Origin of the sequence: Curtobacterium citreum, from assembly GCF_006715175.1 — a bacterium.
Classification (GTDB): domain Bacteria; phylum Actinomycetota; class Actinomycetes; order Actinomycetales; family Microbacteriaceae; genus Curtobacterium; species Curtobacterium citreum.
Map to the genome: position 1 here is coordinate 3317995 of NZ_VFMQ01000001.1, position 12302 is coordinate 3330296.

The 12302-nt window shown below is 72.5% G+C and carries 11 protein-coding genes; 3 read left to right on the plus strand and 8 right to left on the minus strand.

Annotated features, from left to right (window positions below; translation table 11 throughout):
* Positions 1 to 69 precede the first annotated feature (69 nt).
* The 6 genes from pheT to infC all read right to left on the minus strand — a co-directional run bounded on the left by pheT (position 70) and on the right by infC (position 5944).
* A complete protein-coding gene (pheT, locus tag FB462_RS15710) occupies positions 70 to 2565 on the minus strand; it encodes a phenylalanine--tRNA ligase subunit beta (protein ID WP_141862914.1) in 2496 nt (831 codons plus the stop codon).
* The gene (gene pheS, locus FB462_RS15715) at positions 2565 to 3605 is read right to left on the minus strand and encodes a phenylalanine--tRNA ligase subunit alpha (protein WP_114849564.1); all 1041 of its coding nucleotides are present in this window, start codon (positions 3603 to 3605) and stop codon (positions 2565 to 2567) included. Before pheS ends, pheT begins: the two co-directional genes overlap by 1 nt.
* A gap of 70 nt (positions 3606 to 3675) precedes the next feature.
* Positions 3676 to 4527, minus strand: coding sequence for a TrmH family RNA methyltransferase (locus FB462_RS15720; RefSeq protein WP_114849514.1), 852 nt, complete (start codon positions 4525 to 4527; stop codon positions 3676 to 3678).
* A 71-nt stretch (positions 4528 to 4598) separates the two neighbouring features.
* Positions 4599 to 4982, minus strand: coding sequence for a 50S ribosomal protein L20 (gene rplT / locus FB462_RS15725; protein WP_022908516.1), 384 nt, complete (start codon positions 4980 to 4982; stop codon positions 4599 to 4601).
* A gap of 28 nt (positions 4983 to 5010) precedes the next feature.
* On the minus strand, positions 5011 to 5205 hold the full coding sequence (gene rpmI / locus FB462_RS15730; protein ID WP_058742097.1) for a 50S ribosomal protein L35: 195 nt from the start codon (positions 5203 to 5205) through the stop codon (positions 5011 to 5013).
* Between the two features lie 79 nt (positions 5206 to 5284).
* Positions 5285 to 5944: a translation initiation factor IF-3 gene (gene infC, locus FB462_RS15735; protein ID WP_083519974.1), complete on the minus strand. Its 660-nt coding sequence runs from the start codon at positions 5942 to 5944 to the stop codon at positions 5285 to 5287.
* A 274-nt stretch (positions 5945 to 6218) separates the two neighbouring features.
* Between infC and FB462_RS15740 the strand changes: the two genes are divergently transcribed.
* Positions 6219 to 6572: a DUF1844 domain-containing protein gene (locus tag FB462_RS15740; protein WP_058742096.1), complete on the plus strand. Its 354-nt coding sequence runs from the start codon at positions 6219 to 6221 to the stop codon at positions 6570 to 6572.
* A 133-nt stretch (positions 6573 to 6705) separates the two neighbouring features.
* Here the strand turns inward: FB462_RS15740 and FB462_RS15745 are convergent, their stop codons facing one another.
* A complete protein-coding gene (locus FB462_RS15745; RefSeq protein WP_058742095.1) occupies positions 6706 to 7968 on the minus strand; it encodes a phosphotransferase in 1263 nt (420 codons plus the stop codon).
* Positions 7969 to 8068: 100 nt separating this feature from the next.
* On the opposite strand from FB462_RS15745, the gene FB462_RS15750 reads away from it, so the two are divergent.
* Positions 8069 to 9925 carry a glycoside hydrolase family 2 protein gene (locus FB462_RS15750; protein ID WP_114849513.1) on the plus strand — a complete coding sequence of 619 codons (1857 nt, stop codon included), beginning with the start codon at positions 8069 to 8071 and terminating at the stop codon, positions 9923 to 9925.
* Positions 9926 to 10013: 88 nt separating this feature from the next.
* Here the strand turns inward: FB462_RS15750 and FB462_RS15755 are convergent, their stop codons facing one another.
* Entirely contained in the window at positions 10014 to 10853 is an 840-nt protein-coding gene (locus FB462_RS15755; protein WP_114849512.1) for an alpha/beta fold hydrolase, read from the minus strand.
* A 124-nt stretch (positions 10854 to 10977) separates the two neighbouring features.
* Between FB462_RS15755 and FB462_RS15760 the strand changes: the two genes are divergently transcribed.
* A complete protein-coding gene (locus tag FB462_RS15760; protein ID WP_188868866.1) occupies positions 10978 to 12213 on the plus strand; it encodes a hypothetical protein in 1236 nt (411 codons plus the stop codon).
* The last annotated feature ends 89 nt before the right edge of the window (positions 12214 to 12302 follow it).

The window sequence follows — 12302 nt, forward strand, 5'->3', positions numbered from 1 at the left end:
CACCTTTGGTCGGACTGGTCGTCGAGGGAGTCGGAGGCGGCGGCCCCGCGCGGTGCTGATCCGTCGGGATCAGTCGCGGAGGGTCGCCCCGAATCGCTCGCCGGCACGTCGGACGGCGCCGTCACGGGCCTCGGAGGCCTCGGCAGCGGTCAGCGTGCGGTCCGTGGCGCGGAAGCGCAGCGCGAACGTCAGGGACTTCTGTCCCTCGTCCACGCCGGTGCCCCGGTAGTCGTCCACGAGCCGAGCATACTCCAGCAGCTCGCCGGCGCCCGAGCGGACCTCGGCGAGGACGTCACCGGCAGGGACGTCCGCGTCGACGACCAGGGAGAGGTCCTGGGTGGCCGCCGGGTACGACACGATCGGTCCGACCGACGCCAGGTCCGGCGCCGCGGCGACGAGGGCGTCGAGGTCGAGCTCGACGACGGCGACGACCCGCGGCAGCACCGCAGCCTCGGTCAGCGCGGGCAGCAGCTCGCCGGCCACGCCGACCACGGAGTCACCGACGAGCAGGGATGCCGCCCGTCCCGGGTGCAGGGACGGGTGCGACGTCTGTGCGACCGAGAGCTCCACACCGCCGACCGCCCAGGCGACCGTGCGGGCGACGTCGAGGGCGTCCGCGATGCCGTACGGCTCGGGCTGCACGCCGGGCTGCTTCACGACGCGGTTGCCCGTGAGCAGGGCCGCGACGTGGAAGGGCTGCGCGGGCAGCGCGGCGTCGAGGGCGGCGAGCACGTCCGCGTCGGGACGGACGGCCCCGGCCGGGACCGTGTCCGTGCCGAGCACCGTGTCGGCCGCCGGCAGGAAGACGCGGGAGGTCTCGTAGAGCGCGACGTCGACGAGTCCGCGGGAGACGTTCCGACGTGCCGCGTCGACGAGGGCGGGGACGGCGCTGCGGCGGAGCAGGTCCTGCTCGCTGTCGAGCGCGTTCGCGAGCACGACGCTCGGACCGCCCGTGCCGTCGATGCCCGGGTACGCGTCCTGCGTGGCGCGGGACACGAACGGCGCGGTCACGACCTCGAACAGACCGGCCGAGGCGAGGGCCGCGGCGACGCGACGACGGGCGCGCTGGTGCGCGGTGAGGCCACGTCCGGGCGGCGCCACCGGGAGCACGCTCGGGATGCGGCCGTACCCGACGATCCGGGCGACCTCCTCGACCAGGGTCGTGTCGTCGGTCAGGTCGGGGCGCCAGCTCGGGGCGGTGACCGCGAGATGCTCACCGTCCGCCTTCACCGTGGCACCGATCGCGCGGAGGGTGTCGATGACCTCGGCGTCGGTGTACTCCACGCCGATGAGCTCGGCGGGGCGACGGAGCCGCATCGGGACGAGCGGGCGCGGGGTGGTGTCGACGAGCGTCGAGCCCAGGGCGTCCGGGGTACCGCCGGCGAGCTCGACGAGGAGCTCGACCGCGCGGTTCGCGGCGGCCTCGGCCACGAGCGGGTCGACGCCGCGCTCGAAGCGCTTCGAGGCCTCGCTCGGCAGCTTGTGGCGACGGGCCGTGCGCGCGATCGACACCTGGTCGAAGCCGGCGGCCTCGATCAGGACGTCGGTCGTGGTGTCGGAGATCTCGGTCCGCGCGCCGCCCATCACACCGGCGAGACCGACCGGCCCCTGGTCGTCGGTGATGACGAGGTCCTCGGCGTCGAGCGTACGGGTGGTGTCGTCGAGCGTGACGAGCTGCTCCCCCGCGGTCGCACGCCGGACACCGAGTCCGCCCTGCACCTTCGCGAGGTCGTAGCCGTGCAGCGGCTGCCCGAGCTCGAACATGACGTAGTTCGTGATGTCGACTGGCAGCGAGATCGACCGCACACCGGCGAGGGCCAGGCGGGACACCATCCACGCCGGTGTCGTCCGCGCCGGGTCGATACCCCGGACGACGCGCGTCACGAAGGTGTGCGCACCGACGCGGCCGCGGATCGGCGCCCGGTCGTCGATCGTGACCCGGAAGCCCTCGCCGGAACGGGGCGTCACGCGCTCTGCTGGGTCGTGGAAGGTCGCGCCGGTCGCGTGGGCGTACTCGCGGGCGACGCCGCGCAGGCTCATGGCGTAGCCGCGGTCCGGCGTGACGTTGATCTCGACCGCCGCGTCGTCGAGCCCGAGCAGGCCGATAGCGTCCGCACCGACCTCGGGCTCCATGCCGAGGTCGGCGAAGCGCAGGATGCCGTCGTGCTCGTCACCGAGCCCGAGTTCACGGGCCGAGGCGATCATGCCGTCCGACACGTGGCCGTAGGTCTTGCGCGCGGCGATCGGGAACGGTCCGGGCAGGACGGCTCCGGGCAGCGTGACCACGACGAGGTCACCGACGTCGAAGTTGTGCGCGCCGCAGACGATGCCGCGGGGCTCGGGCTCGCCGACGTCCACCTGGCACCAGTTGATGGTCTTGCCGTTCTTCTGCGGCTCCGGCTCGCGCGACAGCACCCGGCCGACCACGACCGGGCCGGTGAGGTCGAAGGTGTGGACCGCTTCTTCCTCGAAGCCGACCGACACCAGCGCGGCGTGGACGTGCTCGAGGCTGACGTCGTCGGGGAGGTCGACGCTCTCGCCGAGCCAACGGACTGGGACGCGCATCAGACCACCGTTCCGAACTGCTGCGAGAAGCGGATGTCGCCCTCGAGGAAGTCACGCATGTCGTTCAGGCCGTTGCGGAACTGCAGCGTCCGCTCGATGCCCATCCCGAACGCGAAGCCCTGGTACTCGTCCGGGTCGATCCCGGCGGCACGCAGGACGTTGGGGTTCACCATGCCGCAGCCGCCCCACTCGACCCAGCGGGCACCGCCCTTGGCGTTCGGCTGCCAGACGTCCATCTCGGCGCTCGGCTCGGTGAACGGGAAGTAGTTCGGGCGCAGGCGGATCTGCGCTTCGTCGCCGAAGACCTGGCGGGCGAAGTGCTCGAGCGTGCCACGGAGGTGCGCCATCGTCAGGCCCCTGTCGATCGCGATGCCCTCGACCTGGGTGAAGACCGGCAGGTGCGTCGCGTCGAGCTCGTCGGCGCGGTAGACGCGTCCGGGGGCGATCACGTACAGCGGCAGCTCGCGGGAGAGCAGCGACCGGACCTGGACGGGCGACGTGTGCGTGCGCATCACGAGGTGCCGGTCGACCGGCTCGACGAAGACGGTGTCCGCCATCGCCCGGGCCGGGTGGTCCTGGTCGAAGTTCAGTGCGTCGAAGTTGAACCACTCGTGCTCGAGCTCGGGACCCTCCGCCACCTCCCACCCCATGCCGACGAAGATGTCGGCGACGGTCTCGTTGAGGAGCGACAGCGGGTGGCGCGAGCCCGGCGTGCGTCGGCTCGGCAGGGCGGTGACGTCGACGCGCTCGGCCTCGAGCCGCGCGTGCTCCTCGGCCTCGGCCAGGACGCTCTCCTGCGCGGCGATCGCCTGGTTCACCTGCCCACGGGCCTGCCCGACGAGCTTGCCGGCCGCGGCCTTCTGCTCCTTCGGGACGCTGCGCATCGCCGCGTTCATCCGTGCGAGCGGGGACTGCTCGCCGGTGTGCTCGGCCCGGGCCTGCTTCAGCTCCGCCACGGTCGTCGCGGCACGGACGGCGGCGAGGGCCTCGTCCACGGCGGCGGCGACGGCCGGTTCGCTGATCTCGAGGTGTTCTGACACGAGGCCCAAGCCTACCGGCCGATGGGATACCGCCGTCCTGTACCGCCCGGACCGTGGACGGACCCCGCGGTCAGGCGCCTGTGGAGGAGGAAGCCGCGGTGCGCTGGGCGAACGCGCTCTCGTACAGGCACACCGACGCGGCGGTCGCCAGGTTCATCGACTCCGCCTTGCCGTAGATCGGGACCTTCACGGCCCGGTCGACCAGGGCCAGGTCCTCGCTGGTCAGCCCGCGGGCCTCGTTCCCGAAGACCCACGCCGTCGGCCCGTCGAGCATCCCGTCCGCCCGGACGTCGGGCAGGTCGTCGCCCGACACGTCCGCCGCCAGGACCGTGTAGCCGAGGGCCTTCGCGCGGGCGACCGCGTCCTGCAGCGAGACCCCGACCGACACCGGGACGTGGAAGAGCGACCCGGTGGTCGACCGGACGACCTTGGGGTTGTACGGGTCGACGGAGCGCCCGGTCAGCACCACGGCGTCTGCGCCCGCGGCGTCCGCGGCGCGGATGATCGTGCCGGCGTTGCCGGGGTCGCGCACCTGCTCCAGGATCGCGACGATCCCCGGGAGCCCGCCACGATCCTCCCGTCCGACCGTGCCGGGGTCCGGGAAGACCTCGCGCACCGACGTCGGGAACTGCTGGCAGACCGCGACGACGCCCTGCGGCGTCACGGTGTCCGCCATCGTGTCGAGCACCTGCTCGGTGACGAACCAGGTGTCGACCGGCGCGTCGTCGAGCGCGTAGCGCGCGGCGGCCGTCGGCGTGACGTACAGCTCGCGGAGGAGCTCGGGACGGTACTCGATCGCCTCGCGCACGGCCTGCGGACCCTCGAGCAGGAACAGCCCGGTGTCGGCTCGGACGTCCTTCTTCGACAGGGCGGCCACGGCCCGGACGCGGCCGGCCTTCGGGTTCTCGAGGAGATCGCTCACGGACCAAGTGTCGCAGCATGCACGAAGCCCCCGCTCCGTGGACGGAGCGGGGGCTTCGGGAGCTGGCGTGACTACGCGGCCTTCGGGGCCGAGGTGTCGGCCGGCAGGGCCTTCTTGGCGGTCTCGACGAGCGCCGCGAACGTCTCGGGGTTGTTCACCGCGAGGTCCGCGAGGATGCGACGGTCGACCTCGACGCCGGCCAGGCCGAGGCCCTGGATGAGGCGGTTGTAGGTCAGGCCGTTCGCACGCGACGCGGCGTTGATGCGCTGGATCCAGAGGCGACGGAACTCGCCCTTCTTCGCGTGACGGTCCCGGTACGCGTAGACGAGGGAGTGGGTGACCTGCTCCTTGGCCTTGCGGTACAGGCGCGAACGCTGGCCGCGGTAGCCCTCGGCGCGCTCGAGGATGACGCGGCGCTTCTTGGCGGCGTTGACCGCTCTCTTTACACGTGCCATGTTTTCGTTCCTTTACGATTCCGCCGGCTCAGTGGCCGAGAAGCTTCTTGACGTTCTTCGCGTCGGCCTTGGCGAGGACCTGGTCCTCGTTGAGGCGGGCCTTGCGCTTGGCGCTCTTGACCTCGAGGTTGTGACGCATACCGGCCTGCTGCTTCATGATCTTGCCGCTGCCGGTGAGCTTGAAGCGCTTCTTCGACCCGGAGTGGGTCTTCTGCTTGGGCATCGTGGTGCCTTTCCGTGGGGTGGATGGGTGGGCCGCGTCATCGCGGTTCGGGGAGCGCCGCGGGGGCGATCACCAGGACCTACTCGGCGGGAGCCTCGGCCGGCTCGGACTCGGAGGACCCGGAGGTCTCCTTGCCCTTCGCGGCGTGCTCCGTCGCGCGACGTTCGGCCTTCTGCGCAGCACGCTTGGCGTTCTGCTCGCCCTTGACGTCGGACTTGTTCTTGAGGGGGGCGATGATCATCGTCATGTTGCGGCCGTCCTGGGTCGGACGCGACTCGACGACACCGAACTCGGCGATCTCCTCGGCGAACTTCTGGAGGAGACGGACGCCCTGCTCCGGACGCGACTGCTCGCGGCCGCGGAAGAGGATCATGGCCTTCACCTTGTCGCCACCGAGGAGGAACCCCTCGGCACGCTTGCGCTTCGTCTCGTAGTCGTGCACGTCGATCTTCAGGCGGAACCGGACCTCCTTCAGGTCCGTGTTCACCTGGTTGCGACGGGCTTCCTTGGCCTTCTGCGCAGCCTCGTACTTGAACTTGCCGTAGTCCATGATCTTGGCCACGGGCGGCTTCGAGTTCGGGGCGACCTCGACCAGATCCAGTTCGGCTTCCTGCGCGAGACGCAGGGCCATGGCGATCGGGACAACGCCGACCTGCTCACCCTGGGGGCCGACGAGTCGGACCTCGGGAACGCGGATTCGGTCGTTGGTGCGGGGATCGGTGATGCGGAGCTCCTTCAATCAGGTGGTGGCCGTCCGGGGCTGTTGCCCTGGACGACGGCACGAGAGAGGAGATCTGACGCACGGATCGGAACCCGTTCGGCAGCCGCCCGACGCCGTCCCCTGCGGGACGACCTGCCAGCGAAGGGCCGGCGGAGCGGTGGGACCCGGTAGCCTTGGTGCACGGCCGCGGGTGGGAGAGACTCCTCTTCTACGACGCCGTTCGACCACCTTGGAACAGGTTCCAGGGTACACGGACAGCATCTGCCGCCGACGAGTCTAGCAGAGGAGCACCGTGACCGACACCCCGCCGAACGAGCCCACCGGGGCCGACGAGGCACGCGACATCGCAGAGGTCCCCGCGGTCGAGCTCATCAACACCGTCGCGGTGCACCTGCTGAGCGCCGCCGCCGTCAAGGTCGGGCTCGCGGACGACCCGCAGGAGCAGACCGACCTGGACGAGGCTCGGAAGCTCATCACCGCCCTGGCCGGCCTCGTCACGGCGGCCGCGACGGAGATCGGCGACCACCACGCCCGTCCGCTGCGCGACGGACTGCGGTCGCTGCAGCTCGCCTTCCGCGAGGCGTCGGCGATCCCGGACCCGGTCGGCAAGGGCCCCGGCGAGAAGTACACGGGGCCGGTGAACTGACCGGACCACACGACGGACGGGAGGCACGGTGCCGGCTGGCACCGTGCCTCCCGTCCGTCGGTGGGTCGGCCTGGCAGGCAGCGCTGCGCGCGCACTGCTCCTGTCGAGCAGCGCTGCGCGCGCTCTGCTCCCGTCAAGCAGCGCTGCGCGCTGCGAGCCGCGCGACCGCCGCGAGCGGGATCCCGGCCCAGTCCGGGCGGTTGCGGGTCTCGTAGACGACCTCGTACACGGCCTTGTCGAGCTCGAAGGCGTCGAGCAGCTCCCGGTGCTCCCGCAGGTCCGTCCCGGTCCCCCGCTGGTAGCCGTCGAGGAACGCGGCCCGGGCGGTGTGCGCCCACGCGCCGGCGTCCACGAACGTGGCGTCGTGCGCGAGCGAGCCCGCGACGTAGTCGAACGAGCGGAGCATCCCGGCGACGTCGCGGAGCGTCACGTCGGGCAGGGACCGCTCGGTCAGCGGGCGGAGCGGCTCGCCCTCGAAGTCCAGGAACACCCAGCCGCGGGGCTCCGGCGCGGCGAGGACCTGCCCGAGGTGCAGGTCGCCGTGGATGCGCTGCAGGTCCGGCCACCGCGCGGCCGCGGCGCGCCCGTAGACCGAGCGGACGGCGTCGACGTGGGGTTCCACCGTCGGGGCCTCGCGGACGGCGGCGTCCAGGCGCGCGTGCATCGTCGCGACGGCCGCGGCACGGCGCGCGTCGTCCGCGGGTTCCGTCGGCAGGGCCTGGGCGAGGGTGCGGTGCACCTCGGCGAGGGCCTCCCCCAGCCGCTGCGCGTGGTCGTCCCACGGGTTGCCCTCGCGGGCGTCGGTCAGGGCCACGCGCCAGGCGTCGTCGAGCCCGGGGAGGAACTCCTGCGCGAACGCGAGGTGCCCGGTCGCGGTGCCGTCCGGACGACCGGTGTCCGGCCAGCTCGCCCGGAGCGCGCCGTACACGGTCGGGACGCGCGCGCTGCCGGCCGCCGAGAGCGCGAGCTGCGTCGTCACGTCGGGGTTGTCGCCGTGGTGCAGGACGCGGAAGACCTTGACGATCACCCGCGCGCCGTCGGCGGTGTCGCAGATGACCGAGGTGTTCGACTGCTCGCCGGACAGCACGCGCGATGCCGTGACGCGGCCGATCGGGCGGAGGCTCGCGGGGTCGGCGTCGATGCGCGCGGCGAGCTGCTGCACCCAAGCGGTGTCGGTGGTGGCGTCGACCGGGTCGGCGTCCGGTCCACCGCCGGAGACGGGCACCTGGTACAGGACGGGGCCCGTCGGGGCGTCGTCGAGGACGAGCCGGGTGCCGTCGGTCTGCGCGATGGTGTGCAGCGCCGGGGTGCTGCCCTTCGCGGTGTACCAGCGCTGCCGGGCGATCCAGCCCTCGAGCGTGCGGTCGCTGACCTGGTCGGGTGCCTCGGCGCTCATGGGATGGACGGTACGCGGCGGTCGCCGTGAAGGCACCCGCAGTGCTCAACAACGATGCACATTGCTTTACAACGATGTACTTCGGCGGCAGCATGGACCCATGAGCACGCTCGACGGCACCGTCGCCGCACCTGACCTCCCGCTCGCGTCCCGCCAGGACGGCGAGTACCCCCGCCCCCAGCTCCTCCGCGGCGAGTGGGCCGACCTCGACGGGACGTGGTCGTTCCGGAACACCGGCGACGACCCCGCCTGGCGGAACGGCTTCCCCGACGCGCGGGAGATCACCGTGCCGTTCCCGCCGGAGTCCGCGGCGTCCGGCATCGACGAACCCGGCTTCCACGCCGTCGTCTGGTACGCCAGGACGATCGGTCGCGAGGAGCTCACGGCCGCCGGACTCGGCGCCGACCGGGACCGACTCCTGCTGCACTTCGGTGCCGTCGACCACCGCGCGCGGGTGTGGATCGACGGGCAGTTCATCGGGGAGCACGAGGGCGGCCACACCCCGTTCGTGCTCGACGTGACCGAGGCGCTCGGCAGCGCCCCGGACAGTGACACCCCGGACGGCGGGCACCTGCTCGTGGTCCGTGCCGAGGACGACCCGCACGACGTGACGCAGCCCCGCGGCAAGCAGGACTGGCACGAGTACCCGCACGCCATCTGGTACCGCCGGACGACCGGGATCTGGCAGACGGTGTGGCTCGAGGCGGTCCCGTCCCGCTCCGTCGCGGCCCTGCGGTGGACGAACGTCGACCACGCCACCGTGCGCCTGACCGTGCGGCTCCGCGGCGAGCGCCGGACGGACGAGCGGGTCCGGGTCGAGGCCTGGTGGGAGGAGCAGGGCGAGCGGATCGCGCGCGTCGAGACCAGCGTCCCGGCCACCGCGGACGAGGTCGACGTGACCGTGCCGGTCACCCGGCAGACGAACGGGCAGGCGGCGGACGAGCTGACGTGGAGCCCGGAGACCCCGCGGCTCGTGGACGCCACCGTCACGCTGCTGCAGGACGGGGTCACCCCCGTCGACGCCGTGGCGAGCTACTTCGGTGTCCGGACGGTCGGGCTGGACGGCGGCGCGTTCCTGCTCAACGGGCGCGCGTACGACGTCCGGAGCGTCCTGAACCAGGGCTACTGGCCGGAGTCGCACCTCGCCGCACCGTCCCGCGCGGCACTCCGGCGCGAGGTCGAGCTCATCAAGGAGCTCGGCTTCACCGCGGCCCGGAACCACCAGAAGATCGAGGACCCACGGTTCCTGTACTGGGCCGACCGGCTCGGGCTGCTCGTCTGGGGTGAGGCACCAGGGGCGTACGCGTTCTCCCCGCTCGCGGTGCAACGGCTGGTGCGGGAGTGGATGGACGCCGTCGAGCGCGACGCGTCGCACCCGTCGATCGTCACGTGGGTGCCCGCGAACGAGAGCTGGGGCGTGCAGCAGATCGCGACCGACCCGGCGCAGCAGGCGTACGCCCGGGCGCTGGCCGACGTCACCCGGGCCCTCGACGCGACGCGGCCGGTCGTCTCCAACGACGGGTGGGAGCACCCCGACTCGGACATCGTCACGGTGCACGACTACGAGGGCGACGGCTCGCGGCTCGCGGCGACCTACGCCGACGACGCAGCCCGGACGGCCCTGCTCGGCGGACGGGGGCCCGCTGACCGGCGGATCCTGGTCGGCGGTGCGGTGGACCGTGGGCAGCCCGTCATGCTGACCGAGTTCGGCGGGGTGGACTACCAGCCGGGGGCGCAGCGGGAGGACGGGTGGGGGTACACCTCGGCCGTCGACGGCGACGACTGGATCGCGCGCATCACGGCGCTGTACGACGGCGTCCGGGCGAGCTCGTTCCTCGCGGGGTCGTGCTGGACGCAGCTCACCGACACGCTGCAGGAGACGAACGGCCTGCTGAACGCCGACCGGACCCCGAAGGTGCCGATCGAGCGCATCCGACGGGCGGTCACCGGCGCCTGACCCCGCAGAACGCAACGTGGGCGGCTCCTCGCAGCGGAATGTCGCTGCGGGAAACCGCCCACGTTGCGTCTTGCGAGCCGGGAGCGCCTCAGGAAGCGAGGAAGCGCAGGACTGCCTCGTTCCACTCGTCCGTGTGCGACGCGAGCACGCCGTGCGGGCCGCCCTCGATGACGTGCGTCTGCGCGTCCGGGATCGCCTCGGCGGTGCGCTTCCCAGAGGCCTCGAACGGCACGATCCCGTCCGAGTCGCCGTGGATGACGAGCGTCGGGACGTCGATCTTCGTCAGGTCGTCGCGGAAGTCGGTCGTCGCGAACGCAACGGTGCAGTCGAGCGTGCCCTTCGGCGACGCGAGCTCGGCGATCGCCAGGTCGTACGCGCGCTGGTCGGCGGAGACCACGGGCTCCCCGGACTCCCCCGGCGTGTAGAACATGTCGACGAACTGGTGCAGGAACGCCGGGCGGTCCCCGGTGATGCCGTTCGCGAACCAGTCTGCGAGGTCCTGGTCGACGGCCCCGTCCGGGTTGTCGTCCGACTTCCACAGGTACGGCGGCACGGCGCTCGCGAAGACGAGCTTCTTCACCTTCGACGTCCCGTAGGTCGAGACGTAGCGTGCCAGTTCGCCGCCGCCCATCGAGAAGCCGATGAGGGTGACGTCCGACAGGCCGAGCTCGGTGATGAGCTTGTCGAGGTCGGCCGCGAACGTGTCGTAGTCGTAGCCGCCCCACGGCTGCGACGACTGGCCGAAGCCACGGCGGTCGTAGGCGATGACGCGGTGGCCGGCCTCGACGAGTGCGGGGACCTGGCCCTCCCACGAGCGGCCGGAGAGCGGCCAGCCGTGGATGAGGACCACGGGGTCGCCCGTGCCGAGGTCGTCGTAGTGCAGGTCGATGTCGTGGCCGTTCTCGGCGCCGACGGTGATGAAGGGCATGGTGCCTCCTGTCGTTGGTTTCCGTGGAACGTGCTCGATGCAACGCCCGCTCCGCTGACGGAACCTGACCGCGTGCGGTGACCGGACAGCGCACCGGCGCGCGCGGAGGTGGGAGGATCGGGCGGTGACCGACCTGGCGGAGCCGACCCGCGCCTCCCGGCCGGGTCTGCCGACCCGCGTCCGACGCGTGGTGACGGACGGACTGGAGGCGCGGCACAGCGGGTGGACGGCTCCCCTGCTCGTGTGGCTGGCCTCGCGCGTGGTCAGCACCGTCCTGCTGCTCGGCGTCTGGCTGATCGCCACCGCGCAGGGCTGGACGTTCGCGTCCCACCGCCGGGAGGGCACGTTCTGGTCGTTCCTCGGCTCCTGGGACGCGTCCTTCTACCGGACCATCGCGGAACGCGGCTACCCGGCCGTGCTCCCACTCGACCAGGACGGGCACGTGCTCCCGAACGCCTGGGCGTTCCTGCCGGTGTTCCCGACGTTCGTACGCGCGGTGCAGCCGCTCGTCGGCGGGTCCTTCTGGGTGGCCGGGGTGCTCGTCGCGACGCTCGCGGGGGCCGGGGCGTGCGTGGTGCTCTACCGGCTCGTCGCGGCGGTCGCCGACGTCGGGCGCGCGCGGTGGGCGACCGCCCTGTTCGCGTTCGGGCCCACCGGGTTCCTGCTCCAGGTGGCCTACGCGGAGAGCACCTTCCTGCTGCTGCTCTTCGGGGCGCTCCTCGCGCTCGTGCGGCGGCGGTACTGGGCCGTGCTGCCGCTCGGGCTGGTGGCGGCGTTCACGAAGCCGGGGGTCCTCGCGCTCGCGGTCGCGCTCGCGGTGCACCTGGTCGTGCGGTGGACACGCGAGCGTCGGGCGCTGCCGGCGCGGGACGCGGTGGCGATCGTCGTCGCGGGGCTCGGGATCGCGGCGGCCGGTCTGGCGTGGCCCGTGGTCGCCTCGGCGGTGACCGGACGACCGGACGCGTACCTGGACACCGAGCTGTCGTGGTGGGTGGGGTTCGTCGGTCGGCAGCACTTCGCGCCCCTGACGCCGTGGTTCACGATGGCGGGGACCTGGCTCGGGCCGGCCGGGATCGTCCTGGTGGTCGTCGTGCTCGCCGGGGCCGTCTGGTTCTGGACCCGGCGGGGCGTCCGTGCCCTGGGGGTCGACGTGGTGTCGTTCACGGCGGCGTACGCGCTGTACCTCGTCGCGGTGTTCCTGCCGCAGCAGAGCCTGCCGCGGCTGCTCATGCCGACGGCTCCGCTCTTCGGGGCGGACGCGTTCACGGCGACGCGGCGGCGGGCGGTGGGGTGGCTCGTGGTCGGGGTGTGCCTGCAGCCGGTGGCCGTGGTGCTGCTGTGGTTCCTCGGGTACCCGTGAGCCGCGGCGGCGCGGGGCAGCGCGGCGCGCGTGCGGGGCGGGCCGCGGCTTGTTCGGCGTGTCTGCGCACAACGGGAAGCACGCCGAAC

Coding starts and splice junctions, on each gene's coding strand:
- FB462_RS15755 (WP_114849512.1), bottom strand. CDS start 10,853: ATGCCCTTCATCACCGTCGGCGCCGAGAACGGCCACGACATCGACCTG.
- rplT (WP_022908516.1), bottom strand. CDS start 4,982: ATGGCACGTGTAAAGAGAGCGGTCAACGCCGCCAAGAAGCGCCGCGTC.
- FB462_RS15750 (WP_114849513.1), top strand. CDS start 8,069: ATGAGCACGCTCGACGGCACCGTCGCCGCACCTGACCTCCCGCTCGCG.
- rpmI (WP_058742097.1), bottom strand. CDS start 5,205: ATGCCCAAGCAGAAGACCCACTCCGGGTCGAAGAAGCGCTTCAAGCTC.
- FB462_RS15745 (WP_058742095.1), bottom strand. CDS start 7,968: ATGAGCGCCGAGGCACCCGACCAGGTCAGCGACCGCACGCTCGAGGGC.
- pheT (WP_141862914.1), bottom strand. CDS start 2,565: ATGCGCGTCCCAGTCCGTTGGCTCGGCGAGAGCGTCGACCTCCCCGAC.